The following is a 19,131-nucleotide window of genomic DNA, read 5'->3' as shown; positions in this document are numbered from 1 at the left end:
TGAGACTGGCTTTGTCATTACTCTCATTGCATGTCGTGCAGGTTTCGGGCAGTAGTTGCTCACTGCCAGCAGTATCACAAGGCTGATGTGCTTGGGCAGTCTGCAGTTCTCAAAATAACAAGCCGTTAATACATGTCTATATCAAAATTCAGGTTCGCATCACCTGTGGCTTGTATGCGTATGCGTTTGGGGATAAAACTGTCGCCCAGGTATTCAGGGTGCGCCTGGTAGTTCTGGATCTGGCCTTGCTGCACCAACTCATTAATTTGCTTGTCGGCAAACAGTTTGCGCATGTAACCCTGGCGCGGCATGTAGGCAACATTGAAGGCCGTCTCTTCGCCGCCAAACTGGAGCGGGAACAAATAGCCCCTGCGCAGCAAACCTTGCTCAGCCAGCGCTTCTGCCTGTTCGCGGCTCTTGATGCTGGCATAGTCCACCCCTTGCGGATGAATGACCGAAGGCCGGTCTGGATGGCTGAACTGGCCCACGCCCGACTTTTGCAGCAAGTTCATGAGGGCATTGCGGCCATTGGTCTTGGACCAGATCATTTCATCATCGGTAATGGTGGTGGCGACCAGCAGGCTCATCTCACCGTTTGGCAGGCTGATCGTGGCTGGCAAGGGTGCGCGCGCCCTGGTGATGAGGATATTCACCATCTGCTCGCCACCGACGTAAATGTCTTCGACTGTCATGCCCTGGTATTGATCGACACGCCCCAGGAAATCGACATCTTGCTGGATCTCGCTATTTACCGCCCATTGCAATAACCACAATGGCCATTCTTCCTGCCCTTGCGTCAAGACCATGAATTCATAGCCATAGCCAGGGCGACCAGGGTAAGTCGCCATATTGTCCTTGCTTAGCAGCCGCGTCGTGGTTCTTGTCGGGCGGCCCAAGTGATCGTGCTCACTGCTCACTTCCTCCGATATCACAGTCGTTGGCATATCCGGATTGCTCAGTCCAAAACTGGAGCTCAGCCACGCTGTCGCCGACAACTGCGGTGCCGCCAATTGATACAAACCACCGCCCGGCCAGACGCCGCTCAGATTCATCATCTTCAGGATATCAGCTGGCAGCGGACCAAACTGTTCACTGTAAGCCGCTGCCCGCGCCTCATAAACGGCTTGCCACAATTGCTCGGCCTGTTCTTCAGTAGTGAGTGCTTTTGCGGTTTGGTTTTCGGTTGATGGAGATGATTTAGATTGACCTGGCCAGTTGAACATAAGGAGATTTCCAATAAATACTAAAGAGTAGATTCAAGCCCAAAGTAAGAGCCAATATTATTATGATTTGCGCCGCTCCATCAACGCTTGATGTCAAATCCCGCAGAGGCAAGAAGACAGGCCGGGCCGCTTGAAGCTAATCGCCCTGCACGGTCAAGGCTTCTGGTTATTGGATTCTTTACGTGCCATGACAGACTGGTAGATCTCGGGATAAATGACCTTAATCTCATATTGGCCACGCTGTACGCTTTCAATAAAAGCCAGGCAAGAGGTCCAGTCTTTTAGCAGACCCTGCTTCCATTTATTTAAAGTCTGCTCCTGTGATTCTGCCGTCTTGCTGTCCCAAAAAGTAGCTACCTGTCGAGGTGAATTACCTTCAATTTCTGCAACTAACAAATAGAATGTTGGCCTGCCAGCTTCAACCAACTCTGCATATTCCTTGTTTCTTATTTCAAAAGCAGTTTTTTCTCGCGTTGCCTTTCCTGCCAAATCCTGGTAAGTTACACCGCAATACGACATGCCCAATTTGGTTTTTTCAAGAAATCCAATTGTCCCCATCTCTCTTGCGTATCCTGAGATTCTTGAGTCTAACGCGGGGGGCAAGGGTGATTGTGCACAGCTTATCCCTACAGGGATGAAGACAAGCAAACAACTCAGCATCCAGGCACGGCAAGCGGAATGTAAATTTTTCATAGTTTCTTTCATCGTTTTTACTGCTCGGAGCGGTATTGTTTAACCAGTGCTGCGGCCGCCTCAATGATCATATGTTTCGGATTCTTGGTGCAATACAGTTCCAAACTTTTTTGCATGGCTTCAGCCGTTTCCGGTGTCGCTTGCTTGCCTGTCGAGTAAAAATTAAAGCTGGTAATAAATCCGGCCACCCACTGCGCGGTCTGAATAGACTCGGCCTGGTTCGATTTGCCACGAATAAAATCTTCGCAAGAAATTTTTCCTGCTCCTACCGTGTACACACCAGCCGCATTGGATGGGGAGCACGACAAGAGCAATGCACCTGCCATGATAATGTGTTTCATATTTGCACTCGCTCATCTAAAAAATAAATTGACATTCTTGTAGAAAAAAATGCTCAGGAACTACGGGAGGTGCCACTGCTATATTTAAAACCCATGTGCACGCATATAGCGGTCAGATTCCAGATGGGCATGGTCATAACCATAGGCAATGAGCGTTTTTCCTTTGGAGTAGACCAGATAAACGCACCGCGTTGATCCATCTTCGAGCGGGTATTCATAGACTTCCCATGGTTCGCTCCATTTGCCTGTAGGCGGCACCGCCGATTGTGCATCCCAGTAATGATCATCAAATAACTCACGACTCAGTTTCGCAGGTGGGTCCATGATTTTCCTGGGTGGCCCTATCAAGGCATATACTTCAGCCTTGGTCATGCTGCTCAAGCTGACCAGGCCATACACACGCCTGAATTTGGCACCCAGACGCTCCTGAATGTAACGAGCGTTCCAGTAACCATTACTGACTAACCAGCCGCGCAATAACTGTGTTCTATCACTGAAGAATAATTGTAGAGAACGCATACCAGCACCACTGCCAAAATCGACTTGCAAATAGGGCGTGCCGTTGTCGACCTGCTTCAATACATCGTAAGGAAACTGGTCGTACCGGTAGAGCATATAAAGATGATAATTTTGATCGCCCCGACAAAGGCTGGCGGTCTTTATGCTGCTGCACATTGCCCCGACAGTCTCATTCGTCCTGCGTATGAACGGCCGGCCGCTGGCTTCCAGCCTGTCCAGCGCGGCGCTGGCCTCAGACCGCGTCATGCCTACCCGTAATTCCTGATTGATTTGCCAGCCAAAATTTGTACTGGTGCATGCACAGAGGAAAAGTGTCAATATAGCGAGGGAAAATCTGAAGAGGCTTGCAAGCTGCCTGTATGCACGGCCAAGGTGATGACCAGGGCTGCTAATACAGCCAGCCCTGCAGTCCCTGTCACCATGTTGAAAAATGTCTCGCGCCATGCCTGGTATACCCTGAACCAGTTGAAGAATAATAACAGCCTTGTTACCGACGGAGACCAGTATCAACCGCAAGAGAACAGAAGCGAACGATGATACTTGAAGCACTTCAGCATGGCTATTGACACTATTCAATGCCGGAAAATAATCACACACACGGATATCAATTTGATCAGCAAGCTTGCATGATTGGTTGATTGATAACCTACCTCATGAAGATACTGCATTGCCTATGAGACATGCAACCGTCAAGAGAAAATGATAAGCGCTGGCATCTGAGACTCAGCCTGCTCTCCACATGGGATTGTCGTCCACGGTAAAACGATTGAACAAACTTTGATATTGACTGCCATCCTCTGCCTTGATGGCGACCTTGCCTGACAAGGCTGTCACCGCCTGGTGCAGCCTGGCTATATGCGCTTCACCTTCAGCCAAACCCAGGAAGGCCAAAAGTTCTTCGCGTATGTCGTCAATATCAGGTTCATCTTCTTGCAAGGACTCTTCCAGATAGGGCGCAACCCGTTGCATCTCCAGCAAGTTGCCCGCAGCAGAAAATTTGAGCAAGTCTTGCCAGTAAGGATGGGCAATCAGTAACTGCAAGAAATCATCCAGCGACGCTGCGATACAGCCTGCCCGTCCTTCTGAACTCACATACACCACCTGGCCGCTGGTCACGCCCAATAAAAATACGCCATCCGACCCCTCCCTGCCTAAGGCAATGAAATCCTCTGCGGCACTCAGGTCCAGCCATGAGGGCAATTGCTGTTTTTCTTCAGGATAAATGCCCAGATCAGCATAGTCTGCCAACAAATCGATGGCAGGCAGATTCTGCTGCAGTTGTTTAATGGTGATGGTCATAAGTAGCTGTGCAGGATTTATCTATAATACGTGAACTCATTTCACACGTAAAAACCAGATGCAGAATACAAGAAAAATCAAACTCCATGTTGCCTTGCAAGCGCTCGCACGCATGCAAAACTTCCCTGCGATGACAGCGCCGGATGCAAGGACCCATGAACTTGGCCAACATTTTATTGCCCGCGCCCAGGCCTCACTGGAGAAAGAACAAAAGCTTAAAACCCAGGCCCGGCAATTTGAAAGACATTTAAACAAAGCCGCCCTGGATGAACAGGGTTTGAGCCATGCTGAAATGCTGCGCAATTACTATTTTTATGCACTGGCTGACCTGGCTCATTATTTTGTAGAAGAACACCCCGCCGCCCTGGACGGTGTCACCGAATGGGCTGTGGAGCAAGCCAGTGCTGCTGCCATGGCCGCCATGTTTGCCGACCAGGATGGTGCGTTGATCATGACACCTGAACTGATCGATGTCCTGGAGAAGAGCGACTTGGTGCAGGCTGAAAAAAATGCACAATTGGCAGATCTGGACTATGCGAAAACTGCTTACAGACTCAATGACGACGATCACCGCACCGCTTGTTAGGAATTTCTTGGAATGATATCCTGCCCCCCCCTCTGGACAAGACAAGCAGCGTCCCATCGGTACTTTCCTCATGCCAGGCCACCTCTCTTGCATACTAATTCACCAACAAAATCTCAACTTGCCTATGCTGCTTTATCGCCTCCAGCGTAGCTTCAAAATTGCCAGCACTGCCCGGGATGATGATGGGCCAGCCTTTGGCAAGGGTTAACTTCAGGCATTGATCTTCCATGCCTTTGATCAAATCCCAATTATCATCGCACACCAGAGTCAGGCTGCTGATGGCGCCCAGCGGAATCTGGGTAGCCCCCCACGCTGCATTGATTTTGATCATGCCATTATCAAACGCAACATGCCATTGCCGTCTTGGAGTATCGATCAAGCCTTTCGACCAGGCACTCAAGAACCACCCCATGTACATCAGCGTTATCCCACCTGTCGCAAGGATAAGGACAATAGCACTGAACATCTCGCCGACAAGCAGGTAAATGAGGAAAAATGCCAGCAAGGCTGCAGCCAGTGGCAGCATTCTGTACAGCATCTGGCGTAAGGCAAATAGTTGGGGGGTGTAATCGCTCATGATTGAAGTACCGGCTTTGACCAGGCAAAGGTTTTACATCACCGCGCATTAAAACCGGCCTCCAACTGAAGCCCGGTTGCGCAGATTTTGTCAGACAAATTTGCAACAAAATGCAAAGTGTATAGGGAAAGCAAATGCTTGGGCGCAGTATATCAACAGCGTTCATATCAGGCTGTATTTTAGCAGCGCTTGCCAACGCATTTTGTGCCCAACAGCAGATTCCAACATCCCTGTCCTTCCCCCGGAGACGACAATGAACAAAGACTTATCCCGCGCCCTGGTCATACTCGGTGTTTTACTGGCCCTGGGCATGTCTGCCGCCGCCTTTATTTTTGGTGTGCAGGCCAAGCATATAGGCTCGGGCAAGCAGAGTATCTCAGTCAAGGGTTTGGCAGAAAAACCCATACAAGCCGATTATGCAGAGTGGCGTATAGGCGTGGCGGTGGTTGCGCCCAGTTTTGCCGAGGCACTGGCCAAGCTGCGTAAATCACGTCCTATCCTGGATGAATTTTTGGCCAAGCAAGCTTTCGAGAAGGCTGCCCTGAAAGAATCGGAAGAAGCGGTCGAACCCAATATGGTCATCGAAGAATTGCCAGAAGGCCGCAACCGCCAGGTACAACGCGGCTACAAGGCTACGCAAAGCATCCTGGTGACATCCAAGGACTTGACCAAGATCACCAATGTCAGCCGTGCTGCCCTGCAACTGGAAGCCGATGGCCAGCCAGTCTTTTACAGCGCACCACAGTTTTTGGTTTCCAAGCTGGAAGACATCAAAATGTCGCTGATCGGTGCCGCCACTGAGAACGCCAACAAGCGCGCCTCTGAGTTTGCCAAATACGGTGCAGTCAAGGTTGGCAGCATGCGCTCTGCCTCGCAAGGTGCGTTCTATATCCTGCCAGTGGGCACAGAAACCAGCTCGGATGAATATGGCGGCACTTACGACAAGACCACGATAGACAAGGTAGCGCGGGTGGTGGTGACGATAGAGTATAGTATCGAGCGCTGATAAATCTTCATAAACACAGCTTGGGATCATGAGCTACCCCACACAACAGGATGTCGATGCCATGCGCGCTGACGGCTATGAAGCTGCCACCATCGCGCAGGCACAAGCGCGGCAACAACTGGGCGAGCGCGTAACGTCGCTCAAACATGCAATACAGCTGGCGTTTGCTGATGTCCAGTTAGGTGAAGGCACAGGCTTATATGAAGCTCAGGGGCTGGATGATTTTGCAGGTGAACAAGCCTGCGCTGCCTAGCGGGTAAAAGATGAAAAAACTGACTGGCGGCGTATCAACATAGATGCCTTAAATTTCTGCTACAGCAGCTTGTCTTTTTTTGATGCAGCAGGCATGCGTTTCCATCTTCCCGCCTTTATGCTGGCAGACCTGGACGGGCAACTCAACACTGACTTGCTTTACTACCTGACACAAAGCAGCGTCAAGGAAGAGAAGTTTGCGCTCATGAATGCTGCACAAAGAACGATCGTCATCGATTACCTCAATCTGAGGCTTGATGACGAAGACTTTAGCCATGAGTGGGAGCATATCTTCAATGCCCTGCTAGGCTACTGGAATGAGTAATTCGCCTTGATGTCCTTTATATGATGCGGTCGACGTACCTACCAGCAGTCTGCCAGGCCAGCACCAATTTCAGCAAAGAAGACCTCGCCCCGCGTACTGGTGTCACCAAACTCACCCGGCAGGGAGATGGTTGGCGTTACTGCAATTGCCGCAGCAACGGCAAGGTACCAAATTAAGGTAATGACGATTGTTGAGTTATGGCCTAGAAATCTGTGACAGAGAGTACATGAATTGACATAAAATTAGCTTCTTTAGTCACAACTTACATCACCAAGCTATGCGCCTGCTTTTCATTTTCGCCTTATTTACCACGCTGGCCAGCACCTCTCAGGCCGCCAGCTTTGATTGCAGCAAGGCCACCAAACCGGTAGAGCGCATGATATGTGAAACCGGCAGTCTCTCTACACTGGACGAACAGCTTGCCGGTGCCTACAAGTCTACGATAAAAACGTCCAGGCCAGCCACCGGCACCGATACCAGCGAGTTACTCAAATCCAGCCAACAACGCTGGTTGCGCACGACACGCGATGCCTGCAAGAATGTGCAATGCCTGGAAAATGCGTATGTTGGCCGCATCGCATTTCTTACGCAATGGAATGAAGATACACCGGCAAATAGCAAGCTGGATGGTAACTACGAATTCAGCCATAACATGGAATTTGCCAATGGCAAACACGCGATCGTACAGGACTGTCTGGCAATCAAAAGCCTAGGCAATGCCCAGGCACAGGTAAATACCATACTCGTGCAATCGAATGGACACAATTGCAGCCTCAATGGCAAGTTTGCAATGGCTGGCAATGTGTATAGCTATTTGCCTGAAAAAGGCGAACATGATTTTCAGAACTGCCAGATCAAGCTGACCGTCAAACAACACCAGATCGTCTTGTCAGCAGAAGGTGATGGATGCTCTTCACGCTGTGGTGCCCAAGCCAGTTTTGCGAACGGAGCAAGCTTTCTGCGCGCAGATAAGTCGAAGAAGGCTTGCGTAGCAGATTAAGGCTAGCGCGGTGAGTGAACGTTTTACTGATCGTGTGTAACCTGAGGTCCCATGCGCACTTTTTTATCCGCACATCACTGCGATGCTGAGCGTAGCGGAGCTTACCTGGTAAGAATTTTTGCCATTGCTTTTCAGCGTGCGCTTGCGCAATGAAACTCACACCACTAAAACAACTCATCCAGTTGCATAAAAAATTCCCGCTTGGCTGGTTCATCCACATAAGGCAGCGATTTCAGAAATTCATCCGCCACTTTACCAGAAACATCCTCACGCAAATTGCGGTGGGCAAAGGCGATGTCCATCCAGCGGTCGGCAATGCCTGCTCGGCCAAGATCGATGAAATAGAGCTGGTCGTTCGCATCGACAAAGAGATTGCTGTCGCCCAGGTCGCCATGGGCGAATACCAGGTCTTCTTCAGGCATTGTGGCACGCAATTGCCTGAGCAGGTCTTGCTCGTCATGCAGGCCCGGCCATTGGTCAAGCACATACTCCTGGTCATGCAAGCCTTTGCTGACCAGATATTCCAGTTCCTTCAGGCGAATGGCTGCGCCTGCATGCAAGGGGCAATCCTTGATAGGTATGCCCTGCAACTGGCGCAGGGCTTCGAGGAATAAATGGCTGACAGGCTGCCCGGCTTCTATGCGTGCAGACAAGGGCTTACCAAGTACGGCGCGGGTGATCATGGCTTCGCCATACTCGTTGTCAACCACAGCCACCAGTTCAGGCACGCCTATGCGCCCGCTCAACCATTGCAAGGCCTGTGCTTCGCGTTTGACGCTATAAGTTGTGGGTGCCAGCACGGGTGGCGAAGTCTTGAGAAAGAAGTTTTCGCCGCCTTTGCTGAAGCGATACACACTGCACGGTGATTCGCCGATGTCATCGGCGGTGAGCGATGCGTCTGCAATGAAGCGTGTGATGGCAGTCGGTAATTGGTACCAGGGGTGCATGGGGTGCATGGGCGGCAACTTAGGTTTGCGGGTGTCCATGATCTTTGGGCTACGCAGCTTAATTCAAGCTATTTTATTCAACTTTGATCTTTGCTGCCATACATGGCCTTGTCATTCATCTGCGATTTTTGCAGTCCATTCCCCTGTTTTTGCAATCTATCTTTTCTCCTTAGCGGCCCGTTTAAGCTTGCGATAAAGTAAGCCTGTACTTATCAACTGACAAGAAGCAGTGTGATGGCGATGTGCCCTGATCCGGCCAGCCAGCATGAAAACCAACCTAGGAAAAATCAATGCAATCAATACCGCACTCCGCAGTATCCCCGTTCCCCAAATATCGTGCAATAGCATTGAGCCTGGCGCTGCTGGGCAGTTTCGCAGCTACCCCCATGCAGGCACATGCCGATACTATCGATGATTATGTGCGTGCCGAGATGCAAAAGCGGCGCATACCCGGCATGGCAGTGGCTGTGCTACGTGATAACAAGCTTATCAAGGAAGGCACTTATGGCGTGGCCAGCATAGAACACAATGTGGCAACCAGGGCAGATACTGTCTATCCACTGGCCTCGATGACCAAGACCTTTACGGCGAGCGCCATCATGTTACTGGTGCAGGATGGCCGCATTAAACTCGACGACTCCATCACAAAAATCCTGCCACAACTGCCTGCGGCCTGGTCTGGCGTCACACTGCGTCATTGCCTCTCGCATACTTCAGGCTTGCCGGATGCAATCACCGATGACGTCAATATCATCACCATCAGCGGTGACCGCGACATACTCTTGCAGGAGCTGGAAAAATTGCCACTACAGCCCGCCGGTGAAAAATCTGTATACAACCAGACTGGCTATATGCTGCTGGGCATGGTCATAGAAAAAATCAGTGGCATGCCGTACGAACGGTTCCTGCAAACCCGTTTGTTCCAGCCCATGGGTATCACGGGTGCAAAATTTGGTGATGCCTGGTCTATCATCCCTGGCCGCAGTGATTTATATACTTCTCTCGATATCACTAAAGACCATAGCAAGCTGGAAATGAAAAATGGCCGCCCCGTCGTCATGCAAGACAAGATTTACCATTATGGCGCGAAGTTCATGCCCGATCATATGGCCCCTGCCGGACTCTTGAATGGCAATATCCACGACCTCGTCAATTTTGAACAAGGGCTGGCCAGCGGCAAGTTCATCAAGCCTGCATTGCTCGGGGAAATGAGCACTCCCTACAAACTGCGGAATGGCCAAAATGGTGACTTTGGCCTGGGCTTCATGTTCATGCCCTTTGGCAAACAGCCCGCTATTTCTTATGGTGGCGGCGCAGCCACCTGGCGTGTGCACCTGCCAGAAAAGCGCTTAACTGTGGTGGTGCTGACCAATCTGCAGGGCGCGCAACCGCATGCGCTGGCGGGTGGCATTGCTGCACTGTACGACGACGCGGCGAAGTAATTTGGCCTGCCCCTGTCTGATCATGACAGGGGCAATGACAATGCGCCAACTTCATCTGTTCTTTATATAGCCGGTGTGACGCGTGATTTGCAGGGTAATTTGCGCAGACATTCGATGAACTGACAAGACTGTTCAGCACATCTGTCAACATGCATAATGCCCTCTCACCAAGGACATCCATCATGAAAAACTGGCTTTTTCTGGCTATCGCCATCGTCTCAGAAACCATCGCCACATCGGCACTTAAATCAAGTGAAGGCTTCACACGGCTGGGGCCTTCGGTGCTGGTTGTAGTGGGATATGCACTGGCGTTTTACTTCTTGTCGCTGACGCTGAAGGTCATCCCTGTGGGCATTGCCTATGCCGTCTGGTCGGGTGTGGGCATTGTGCTCATTACCGCTGTGGGCTGGTTCATGTTTGGACAAAAGCTGGATACGCCTGCGCTGCTGGGCATGGCCTTGATCATTGCCGGTGTCATTGTGATGAATGTGTTTTCAGGTAGCGGGCAACATTGAGCTACATTTCCAGGCACATATTCGCTATTTCTCTCACTGATTTCTGCCATGCATTTATGTTACGTTGAGTAAAAATCGTGGTGAGATTGCGGCCAGTCGTTTATGGTGGCGGTTATTGCAATTCCCCCATATCCTTAGACTCTATGAACAAGTCGGTCCCGATTATTACCTTGGGCGCTGCTGTCCTCGCAACAACGATGTTTTTTGGGCGTTCATGGCATAGCAATGCTGCTGTGCCTGCCAGCCCAACTGCCAACGTCGTCACCGCATCCAGCGCAAGCATTCCAGCAGTTAGCAGCACACCAGATGAACTCATCTTTATGGCAGGCAATGAAGATCACTCTGGTTTGCAGGCAGCACCCGAAGCAGAGAAATTTTCTACGCACCTGCTCGAAGATCCCGCTGCGCTCTCGCAATACCTGACGCCTGCCCAGCACAAGCAAACCCTGGCTACCCTTAAAAACAAGCACTGCCTCTCTCCAAAAATAACGCTATACAGCAAACTGGGCATGGCTGAAAAACTGCTGGTCAGCGACTGCTACTACCTGAAAGAGACTGGCGACGGCAATGTAGATCCTTACTACGACACCAGTTACGGCATCATGTTGTCAGTGACACTGGGCGGCGTGTTTGAACTCAAGGGCGTCAAAAACATGAGCGACCTGTATGAAACCAGCGCACTGGTAGCCGTTACCAATCTCAAGAAAGACGGCCATCTGCAACTCTGGCTCGACGCTGACATATGCGAACCAGCTATGCTTGAGGCAGGTGCGATCGCCACACCCGAGAATTGCAAGACCACAGGTATCATAGACATAGCCAATGCCCAGATGCAAGTCACCAAGAAATAGCCAGTATCTGGCATGATGGCGGTTTTGCTATCCCAAGCCTGCAATATGCCTGACACCCCCATCAACGCCCTCTTCGTCTGCAGCCGCAACCAGTGGCGCAGCCCGACTGCTGAGCAGGTCTGGCGCAAGCACCCCATGGTGCGCGCCCGCTCTGGTGGCACCAGCCCCAATGCCCGTCACCCAGTCTCTGCCGCTGACATAGAATGGGCAGACCAGATTTTTGTCATGGAAGAAAAACACAAGTCACGCCTGATGGCCAGCTACCGTAACCTGATAGGCCACAAGCCTGTGCATGTGCTGGATATCCCTGATGAATACAAGTATATGGATGCCGAACTGGTAGAACAATTGCAACAATCAGTAGGCGACATCCTCGGTTTGAACTGATTTTTCTCATTATTTTCAATTATCTTGAAAAAAACTGAATCCTTTTAGCTGGATAAACACTCTTGGTCAGTGTCATTCATTACAAAGAGGAGTTCACCATGTTTCATATCAAACGCAATTTGCCCCATTGGGAACGCGCACTGCGCATCATCAGCGGTATCGCGCTGGGCTGGCTGGCCTTCAGCGGACAGTTCCAGGGCACGCTGAACTGGATTATCATTGCCAGTGCTGTCACCATGGTCATGACAGCCTTTGTCGGCTTTTGTCCCGCCTGTGCCATGGTGGGGCGCAAATACCTGGATAACTGAGATGAGCCTGTCCCGCACCCAATTACTGGAAGCTGCCCAGCAAGGTGATGGTACAGCCATTGCCGAGCTGCTGACAGTTTGCCAGCCCGACCTCAAACGCTTTGCCCGCCGTACCTGCTCGAACGCAGAAGATGCCGAAGACGCAGTACAAATGGCCTTGTGGTCGCTGTACCGCAAAGTTGGTGCACTGCGCTGCGTGGCCACCTTTGCCACCTGGATGTTTCGCATCGTCGAGCGTGAGTGTTTTCGTTTGTTGCGCATAAAAAAATATCATGATGCGCTGGACGAGCTCGATGAAAGCGAGATGCCTGCGGCTACCAAGGTGCCCACAGACCTGAGACTGGACCTGGTGCGGGCGATGGAGCGTTTATCCCCACCCTATCGAGAAGTGCTGATCCTGCGCGACGTGCATGAACTGACTGCGCCGGAAGTAGCAGCGCAATTGGGCCTGAGCCTGGAAGCCGTCAAAAGCCGCTTGCACCGCGCCCGTGCGCAAGTGCGTGAGCAATTGCTGAACAGTGGTTACTGGCTCAAGGATGGTGCGCCGGAAGTTGCCGGAGTTACGCAACACGATGGAGGCAATCATGTTTTGTAGTACGTCTGTGACGGTGCATTTGTTGCGCGGTCTTGGTGCATTGGGTTTGGTGATTGCCGCATTCTTTCTCGAACCTTTGGGCATGATGTGGTCGGGCCTCGCGCTCATTGGTGCATTTTTGTTGATGCGTGGGTGTCCCATGTGTTGGACTATGGGTTTGATTGAGACTTTGTATGAGAGGCGGAAGAAAAGCTAACCGTGGATTAGGCTTCTCGTAGGTTGGGCTACGCTTCACCAGCCCAACACTCGGCCTCAACAGACGTATACGTTTTTTAAGCGCCCAGTGTTGGGCTGGTAAGACGTAGCCCAACCTACACATTGAGTACAAGTGTTACAGTGAATGAGCAGGAGAGTATTCGGAAGCAATCACACATCTACCAATTTCAATTTCTCTTTAAGCTGTTCACAAGAAAATAGCTGTTCAGCAGGATTTTCAAAGATCGCATGCCATTTACGGCAAAAATCATATGCCAGTTCACAATAAGACTGTGGGCATGTCTCATTGCCAAAGTCAAAGAATATGCTTGCTTTTGGCTCTGTACCTAATTTTTCTTGAATTTTTTGTAGATAAACTATATCACTATCGTCCCATATCTCTTCCTTGTAGATCAAATCCATGAAGACATGAGCGTGTCCTTCTGTAAATGGCAAAAAGAACTGTACCGCCTCTTTTGAATTCGACTGGACCTCCCAGCCCCCACGTTCAAGAATGAAGCCACGCAAATTTGCATAGGAAAATGTCTCTGCTATATATAAATGGGCATTCAAACTCATGGCCGGGCCTCGTTTTTTTGTGATAGCTAAAAATTGCAGTATAAGTTGAGCGTAATAATAACTTGTCTTGGTTCACAGAATATACGAATTAGAACCTCCCTTCCAACCCATATCTGGCACTTGTGATAACGCCCCGAATCATGGATACTTGACTCACCCCTACCCCACAGTGAGGCTATCCATGACACCCAATCAGGCCACGTCAAGCACGACTGCGCATTTGAAACCTACGCTGGGCAGTTTGCAGTTGTGGGGCATCGCAGTTGGGCTGGTCATCTCGGGTGAGTATTTTGGCTGGAGTTATGGCTGGGCTTCTGCGGGTACACTGGGTTTCACGGTCACGGCCTTGTTCATTGCGGCGATGTACACCAGCTTTATCTTCAGTTTCACTGAACTGACCACGGCCATCCCGCATGCGGGCGGGCCGTTTGCGTATAGCAAGCGGGCGTTTGGGCCGCTAGGTGGTTTCTTTGCCGGGGCCGCTACCCTCATCGAATTTGTATTTGCGCCACCAGCCATTGCGCTGGCGATAGGTGCTTACCTGAATGTGCAATTTCCTGAAATCAATCCCAAGACAGCGGCAGTAACTGCCTATCTGGTGTTCATGACACTGAATATTTTGGGCATACAAATCGCGGCCAATTTTGAGCTTGCCGTCACGCTGCTGGCGATATTTGAATTGCTGGTGTTCATGGGTGTAGTGTCGCCTGGTTTTAGCATGTCCAACTTCACCAAGGGTGGCTGGGCCGGGCAAGATCATTTCAGCCTTGCTTCACTGCCAGGTATGTTCGCAGCCATCCCGTTTGCGATATGGTTTTTTCTGGCGATAGAAGGCGTGGCGATGGCAGCAGAAGAATCGCGCAACCCGCAACGTTCCATCCCCATCGCCTATATAGGCGGCATCATCACCCTGGTGACATTGGCGATAGGCGTGATGGTGTTTGCCGGTGGTGTGGGTGACTGGACCAAGCTGGCGAATATCAACGACCCGCTGCCGCAGGCGATGAAGCTGGTGGTGGGCGATAACAGCAACTGGCTGCATATGCTGGTGTGGCTGGGACTGTTTGGTTTGATCGCTTCTTTCCACGGCATCATACTTGGTTATTCACGCCAGATTTTTGCGCTGGCGCGTGAGAATTATCTGCCGCTTTTTTTTGCCAAGATACACCCGCGCTTCAAGACACCGCACCGGGCAATTCTGGCTGGCGGTGCCATCGGTATCGCTGCGATTTATAGCGATGAACTGATCAAGATAGGTGGCCAGAGTTTGACCGCGAATATACTCACCATGAGTGTCTTTGGCGCGCTGCTGATGTATATCGTCAGCATGCTCAGCCTGTTCAAACTGCGCCGCACAGAGCCACACCTGGTGCGGCCATTCCGTGCGCCGTTCTATCCTTATTCGCCTGCATTCGCCCTGATCTGCGCCTGCATCTGCATGGTCACCATGATTTACTATAATCTGTTGATATTCGGAATCTTCTGCCTGTTCCTGGCGCTGGCCTATGTCTATCATGCGATGACAGTGGGCAAACGGTCACCCATGCAGGATGAAGCAGACAGCAATTCCATGACCACGAAAACCCCGGCAAGATGACTATGCAAGCAGCGCAATTTACCCACATCGTCGGCACACGCACTTACCAGTTCCGCGACCTCAGAGACTTGCTGGCCAAGGCTACGCCGCTACGTTCTGGCGACTTGCTGGCAGGTGTGGCAGCATCAAGTGCAGAAGAGCGCGTGGTCGCACAAATGTGTCTGGCGGAGTTGCCGTTAAAAACCTTCCTCAATGAAGCATTGGTGCCTTACGAGAGCGATGAAGTCACCCGTCTTATCATTGACGAACATGATGCCGCTGCCTTCAACGCCATCAGCCACTTGAGCGTGGGGGATTTTCGTAACTGGTTATTGTCCGATGCGGCAGATACCGCGACGCTAACGGCGCTGGCACCCGGCATCACACCAGAAATGGCAGCCGCTGTCAGCAAGCTCATGCGCGTGCAGGATTTGATTTTGGTGGCAAAAAAATGCCGTGTCGTTACTGCTTTCCGCAATACCCTGGGTCTGGAAAACCGTATCGCCACACGCCTGCAACCTAACCACCCTACTGACGACGCGACAGGCATCGCCGCCAGCATACTCGATGGATTATTGTATGGCAGTGGCGACGCTGTGATAGGCATCAATCCCGCCAGCGACAATGTGCCGCAAGTCATCAAGCTGTTGCACATGCTGGATGCCATCATAGAACAATATGCGATACCCACTCAGTCTTGCGTGCTCACCCATGTGACCAATACCATGGCTGCAATCGAGCGTGGTGCGCCAGTCGATCTGGTGTTCCAGTCCATCGCAGGCACCGAATCTGCCAACAGCAGCTTTGGTATCAACCTCGCGCTGCTGGCAGAAGCACGCAGCGCCGCCCTTTCACTGGGGCGCGGCACGGTGGGTCAGAATGTCATGTACTTTGAAACCGGCCAGGGCAGCGCTTTGTCAGCGAACGCGCATCATGGCATGGACCAGCAAACCTGTGAGGCTCGTGCCTATGCCGTGGCTCGCAAATTCCAGCCCTTGCTGGTGAATTCTGTGGTCGGTTTCATCGGGCCTGAATATCTTTACGACGGCAAGCAAATCATACGCGCTGGTCTCGAAGACCATTTCTGCGCCAAACTGCTGGGCTTGCCCATGGGTTGCGATGTCTGCTACACCAACCATGCCGAAGCTGACCAGGATGACATGGATATTTTGTTGACTTCACTCGCCACCGCAGGCTGCAATTTCATCATGGGCGTGCCGGGTTCGGACGACATCATGCTCAACTACCAGAGCACGTCTTTCCATGACGCCCTGTATCTGCGCCGCGTGCTGGGCCTGCGGGCAGCGCCTGAGTTTGAAGCATGGCTCAAGCAGATGGAGATATACAAACACGATGAGCAATTGCATTTGCATGATGCCTTGCCCTCTGGTTTTGAAACTGCTTTGCGGCGCCTAAGCTGAACCTCAATGACTACCCCCAAGCCACCCGTTCACACCAATCCCTGGCAAGACCTGCGCCAGTTCACCCAGGCGCGCATCGCCCTGGGCCGCGCTGGTGTCAGCCTGCCGACCGGTGCGCAACTGGCTTTCCAGCTCGCCCATGCGCGTGCCCGTGATGCCGTGCATCAGACGTTGGATGTCATCGCAATGGCAGAGGCGTTGCAGCAAGCCGGGTACCAAAGCCTGCACGTCAACAGCGCAGCAATTGACCGCAATACCTATTTACAGCGGCCAGACCTGGGTCGCAGATTGAATGAAGAAGCAAGGCAGCATCTGAGACAATTATCTTTACCGCCAACTGATCTCGCCATCGTCATTGCTGACGGCTTATCTGCCCCCGCCGTTGCGCAAAACGCCCTGCCTTTGCTGAGCAGTTTGCAGGCCAGACTCACGCCCGACAACTGGAGCCTGGCCCCCATCATCATTGCCACGCAAGCCAGGGTCGCACTCGGCGACGAAACAGGCGCATTGCTCAATGCCCGCTCCGTGCTTGTCCTGATCGGCGAAAGGCCGGGCCTGAGTTCACCCGACAGCATGGGTGCCTATCTGAGCTGGGCTCCGCAGCCTGGCCTGACTGACGCCGCCCGCAACTGCATCTCCAACATACGCCCGGATGGGCTCAGCTATGAGCAGGCGGCCTATAAACTGCATTACTTGCTGACAGAAGCGCGCAAACGTGGCCTGACGGGGGTGGCATTGAAGGATGAAACCGACGCGCCAGTTAAGCTTGGCGGTAAAGGTACAAACAATTTCTTGCTGGAAAAGTAAGATACGCCAACTGTATTTGCAACTGATTTCACCGGACCCGCACAGTTTCCCGTGCAGACCCGGCAAAAAATTACTCAGGCAAAAACAGCATTCAGTTTTGCGATGATCGCTGTCTGGCTACCGTCTGCCAAAGGCACCGTGACGGTAGAGCCTTTAAAGGCAACGACGCTTTGACCTGGCTGTGCGGTCTGTGAAAAAGCGTTGCGGGAGCTGGCGTGGGCCATGCTGCCGAAGGGGCCATAATTGGTGCCGCTTTTTCCGGTCAGGGTCAGTTGCAAGACACATTGCCAGCCAAACCATGTGCCGGTAAAGCCAGAGATCGATACGATAGGATCGTTATACGGAATATTGATTACCTGGCCAGTGCCACTATTGCCGCCATGCTGCAAGGTGGTAAAGACGCCTGTTTCCGTATTTCTCTGGGTACCAGTATTGTAGGGGCCGGTACCGGTATTGACGGACTGGATGGCGTTGAGTACGTCGCCCGAGCGTACCGTCATTTGCGTCAAAATAGGATTGCCAGCAGCAGCGATAATTGCCGTGTCGTCGAAAGCATTACCTGCAGGCGGGTTCGCTAATTGCGAGAGAATCATGAACTGTGCCTGTTCGAACTGGAAATTACCAGAGTTCAGGCGCCACATAAAAATGTCCTGATAACTGTACTGGCTGCCACCGCTGCTAAAGCCATTGCTGACAGCGCTCCAAACTTGTTGCGCGCTCGTATTTGGAGCTGAATTGCCTGGTTCAAACTGAGCGCCATAGCCTATCACAGACGGGGATATGCCAGCATGAAGGAAGCTGGACAACGGTGTGCCATCGTAGAATTGTGGTGAGACAAAATCAAAAGCGCTATTGACGGTAGGATAATCTATCGTATCGGTAGGCCATGCAGGTGTGAACGAAAGGTAATATTTGACCGGCTGCTGATCAAATACCTGGCGTATCGTAGTGAACAGGATTTTAAACTGCGCCTGGGTCATGTTATCGGAAACATCTCCTTCCCAGTCAACATCGAGGCCATTCATTCCAGTGTTTTGCAGATAGGCAACCAGGTTATTCGCAAATGCGGTGGCCTCTGTTTGCGGGTCGCCGCCAGCGGTAAATATCCCTGCCAGGGTATTACTACCCGAATACACCATGGTCGCCAGGAACTTGATGTTTGGATTGACCTGACGGGCGTCATGCAGCACAGAATTCAGATAATCCTGATTGCTCAGCCCACCCTGATGAGATGCGCTGCCTATTTCTATGGTGTAACCGTTGGTGGCAGGCGTGATCTCAAAGAATGCAATGCCAAGAAAATTGGCGCTGTCGTACGTTCTGTAGTTAATCAGCGTTTGAAAGCAACTGTTTGCGCTGTTGTAGTTGGTGCCGGGTGGTTCATCTTCGTTCAAAAAGAGCCACGCATTGATACCGTTTGCCAGGTTCGTCATTTTGATACTCCTTTGATGTGATGGATTGAGTCGCGCAGACTGCTGCCCTGCATGGCCTTAAATCCAAGGGCAGGAGAGCTGTCTTGATACTCGCGCAGGATCTATGTCTTCAAAAGCAGTCAGGCTTATTGACCTTTGCCGTTACGCTAAAAGGTCATCGTCATTAACTATTCCAGAGTCTGGCATTTGGCCAAGCTCTTGCAGAAATGTTAACATTTTTATTATAGCAAAAAAACAATTTTATGCTGGCTTTT

At 51.5% G+C, this 19,131-nt stretch carries 24 protein-coding genes and 1 pseudogene; 16 read left to right on the top strand and 9 right to left on the bottom strand.

The window, feature by feature from the left end; all coding sequences use genetic code 11:
- Positions 1-125: 125 nt before the first annotated feature.
- The 4 genes from H8L47_RS27240 to H8L47_RS27225 all read right to left on the bottom strand — a co-directional run bounded on the left by H8L47_RS27240 (position 126) and on the right by H8L47_RS27225 (position 3,022).
- The gene (locus H8L47_RS27240) at positions 126-1,223 is read right to left on the bottom strand and encodes a suppressor of fused domain protein (RefSeq protein ID WP_186956969.1); all 1,098 of its coding nucleotides are present in this window, start codon (positions 1,221-1,223) and stop codon (positions 126-128) included.
- Positions 1,224-1,376: 153 nt separating this feature from the next.
- Positions 1,377-1,928, bottom strand: coding sequence for a hypothetical protein (locus H8L47_RS27235; RefSeq protein WP_222616704.1), 552 nt, complete (start codon positions 1,926-1,928; stop codon positions 1,377-1,379).
- Between the two features lie 5 nt (positions 1,929-1,933).
- Positions 1,934-2,257, bottom strand: a complete 324-nt coding sequence (locus H8L47_RS27230; protein ID WP_186956967.1) for an HdeA/HdeB family chaperone — start codon at positions 2,255-2,257, stop codon at positions 1,934-1,936.
- 84 nt (positions 2,258-2,341) lie between these two features.
- Positions 2,342-3,022 carry a hypothetical protein gene (locus tag H8L47_RS27225; protein ID WP_186956966.1) on the bottom strand — a complete coding sequence of 227 codons (681 nt, stop codon included), beginning with the start codon at positions 3,020-3,022 and terminating at the stop codon, positions 2,342-2,344.
- A 129-nt stretch (positions 3,023-3,151) separates the two neighbouring features.
- Here H8L47_RS27225 and H8L47_RS27220 point away from each other — a divergent pair, with 129 nt between their 5' ends.
- On the top strand, positions 3,152-3,313 hold the full coding sequence (locus H8L47_RS27220) for a hypothetical protein (RefSeq protein ID WP_186956965.1): 162 nt from the start codon (positions 3,152-3,154) through the stop codon (positions 3,311-3,313).
- Between the two features lie 186 nt (positions 3,314-3,499).
- On the opposite strand, the gene H8L47_RS27215 is transcribed toward H8L47_RS27220, so the two are convergent.
- Positions 3,500-4,075, bottom strand: coding sequence for a hypothetical protein (locus tag H8L47_RS27215; protein ID WP_186956964.1), 576 nt, complete (start codon positions 4,073-4,075; stop codon positions 3,500-3,502).
- A 58-nt stretch (positions 4,076-4,133) separates the two neighbouring features.
- Between H8L47_RS27215 and H8L47_RS27210 the strand changes: the two genes are divergently transcribed.
- A complete protein-coding gene (locus H8L47_RS27210; RefSeq protein WP_186956963.1) occupies positions 4,134-4,661 on the top strand; it encodes a hypothetical protein in 528 nt (175 codons plus the stop codon).
- Positions 4,662-4,755: 94 nt separating this feature from the next.
- Here the strand turns inward: H8L47_RS27210 and H8L47_RS27205 are convergent, their stop codons facing one another.
- Entirely contained in the window at positions 4,756-5,238 is a 483-nt protein-coding gene (locus H8L47_RS27205) for a hypothetical protein (RefSeq protein WP_186956962.1), read from the bottom strand.
- Positions 5,239-5,491: 253 nt separating this feature from the next.
- Between H8L47_RS27205 and H8L47_RS27200 the strand changes: the two genes are divergently transcribed.
- The 4 genes and pseudogenes from H8L47_RS27200 to H8L47_RS27185 all read left to right on the top strand — a co-directional run bounded on the left by H8L47_RS27200 (position 5,492) and on the right by H8L47_RS27185 (position 7,821).
- Positions 5,492-6,244: an SIMPL domain-containing protein gene (locus H8L47_RS27200; protein WP_186956961.1), complete on the top strand. Its 753-nt coding sequence runs from the start codon at positions 5,492-5,494 to the stop codon at positions 6,242-6,244.
- A 28-nt stretch (positions 6,245-6,272) separates the two neighbouring features.
- Entirely contained in the window at positions 6,273-6,497 is a 225-nt protein-coding gene (locus H8L47_RS27195) for a hypothetical protein (protein WP_186956960.1), read from the top strand.
- Positions 6,498-6,515: 18 nt separating this feature from the next.
- Positions 6,516-6,821: pseudogene (locus H8L47_RS27190) on the top strand (DUF6714 family protein); the annotation flags it as partial.
- Between the two features lie 277 nt (positions 6,822-7,098).
- Positions 7,099-7,821 carry a lysozyme inhibitor LprI family protein gene (locus H8L47_RS27185; RefSeq protein WP_186956958.1) on the top strand — a complete coding sequence of 241 codons (723 nt, stop codon included), beginning with the start codon at positions 7,099-7,101 and terminating at the stop codon, positions 7,819-7,821.
- A 164-nt stretch (positions 7,822-7,985) separates the two neighbouring features.
- Here H8L47_RS27185 and H8L47_RS27180 read toward each other — a convergent pair whose 3' ends face one another.
- Positions 7,986-8,807, bottom strand: a complete 822-nt coding sequence (locus tag H8L47_RS27180; protein WP_230413934.1) for an APH(3') family aminoglycoside O-phosphotransferase — start codon at positions 8,805-8,807, stop codon at positions 7,986-7,988.
- Positions 8,808-9,058: 251 nt separating this feature from the next.
- Between H8L47_RS27180 and H8L47_RS27175 the strand changes: the two genes are divergently transcribed.
- From H8L47_RS27175 to H8L47_RS27145, 7 genes are all read left to right on the top strand, one after another.
- Positions 9,059-10,210 carry a serine hydrolase domain-containing protein gene (locus H8L47_RS27175; protein WP_186956957.1) on the top strand — a complete coding sequence of 384 codons (1,152 nt, stop codon included), beginning with the start codon at positions 9,059-9,061 and terminating at the stop codon, positions 10,208-10,210.
- Between the two features lie 182 nt (positions 10,211-10,392).
- Positions 10,393-10,725: a DMT family transporter gene (locus H8L47_RS27170; protein ID WP_186956956.1), complete on the top strand. Its 333-nt coding sequence runs from the start codon at positions 10,393-10,395 to the stop codon at positions 10,723-10,725.
- A gap of 143 nt (positions 10,726-10,868) precedes the next feature.
- Positions 10,869-11,576 (top strand): hypothetical protein, encoded by a 708-nt coding sequence (locus tag H8L47_RS27165; RefSeq protein ID WP_186956955.1) that lies wholly within the window; start codon positions 10,869-10,871, stop codon positions 11,574-11,576.
- Positions 11,577-11,621: 45 nt separating this feature from the next.
- Positions 11,622-11,963: a low molecular weight protein tyrosine phosphatase family protein gene (locus H8L47_RS27160; protein WP_186956954.1), complete on the top strand. Its 342-nt coding sequence runs from the start codon at positions 11,622-11,624 to the stop codon at positions 11,961-11,963.
- Between the two features lie 98 nt (positions 11,964-12,061).
- A complete protein-coding gene (locus tag H8L47_RS27155; RefSeq protein ID WP_186956953.1) occupies positions 12,062-12,271 on the top strand; it encodes a YgaP family membrane protein in 210 nt (69 codons plus the stop codon).
- Position 12,272: 1 nt separating this feature from the next.
- Positions 12,273-12,866: an RNA polymerase sigma factor gene (locus H8L47_RS27150; RefSeq protein ID WP_186956952.1), complete on the top strand. Its 594-nt coding sequence runs from the start codon at positions 12,273-12,275 to the stop codon at positions 12,864-12,866.
- On the top strand, positions 12,856-13,062 hold the full coding sequence (locus H8L47_RS27145; protein WP_186956951.1) for a hypothetical protein: 207 nt from the start codon (positions 12,856-12,858) through the stop codon (positions 13,060-13,062). Before H8L47_RS27150 ends, H8L47_RS27145 begins: the two co-directional genes overlap by 11 nt.
- Positions 13,063-13,232: 170 nt before the next feature.
- Here H8L47_RS27145 and H8L47_RS27140 read toward each other — a convergent pair whose 3' ends face one another.
- A complete protein-coding gene (locus H8L47_RS27140; protein WP_186956950.1) occupies positions 13,233-13,640 on the bottom strand; it encodes a hypothetical protein in 408 nt (135 codons plus the stop codon).
- A gap of 181 nt (positions 13,641-13,821) precedes the next feature.
- Here H8L47_RS27140 and eat point away from each other — a divergent pair, with 181 nt between their 5' ends.
- Genes eat through eutC form a run of 3 tightly spaced genes read left to right on the top strand, consistent with a single transcriptional unit; the run spans position 13,822 to position 17,444 of the window.
- Entirely contained in the window at positions 13,822-15,237 is a 1,416-nt protein-coding gene (gene eat / locus H8L47_RS27135; protein WP_186956949.1) for an ethanolamine permease, read from the top strand.
- Between the two features lie 2 nt (positions 15,238-15,239).
- Positions 15,240-16,637 carry an ethanolamine ammonia-lyase subunit EutB gene (locus H8L47_RS27130; protein WP_186956981.1) on the top strand — a complete coding sequence of 466 codons (1,398 nt, stop codon included), beginning with the start codon at positions 15,240-15,242 and terminating at the stop codon, positions 16,635-16,637.
- Between the two features lie 6 nt (positions 16,638-16,643).
- Positions 16,644-17,444 (top strand): ethanolamine ammonia-lyase subunit EutC, encoded by an 801-nt coding sequence (eutC, locus tag H8L47_RS27125; RefSeq protein ID WP_186956948.1) that lies wholly within the window; start codon positions 16,644-16,646, stop codon positions 17,442-17,444.
- Positions 17,445-17,518: 74 nt separating this feature from the next.
- On the opposite strand, the gene H8L47_RS27120 is transcribed toward eutC, so the two are convergent.
- Positions 17,519-18,877, bottom strand: a complete 1,359-nt coding sequence (locus H8L47_RS27120) for a glycosyl hydrolase family 18 protein (protein WP_186956947.1) — start codon at positions 18,875-18,877, stop codon at positions 17,519-17,521.
- Positions 18,878-19,131 lie beyond the last annotated feature (254 nt).

Source organism: Undibacterium umbellatum (assembly GCF_014284125.1).
GTDB lineage: Bacteria > Pseudomonadota > Gammaproteobacteria > Burkholderiales > Burkholderiaceae_D > Undibacterium > Undibacterium umbellatum.
This window is presented reverse-complemented; position numbering and strand designations above follow the sequence as displayed.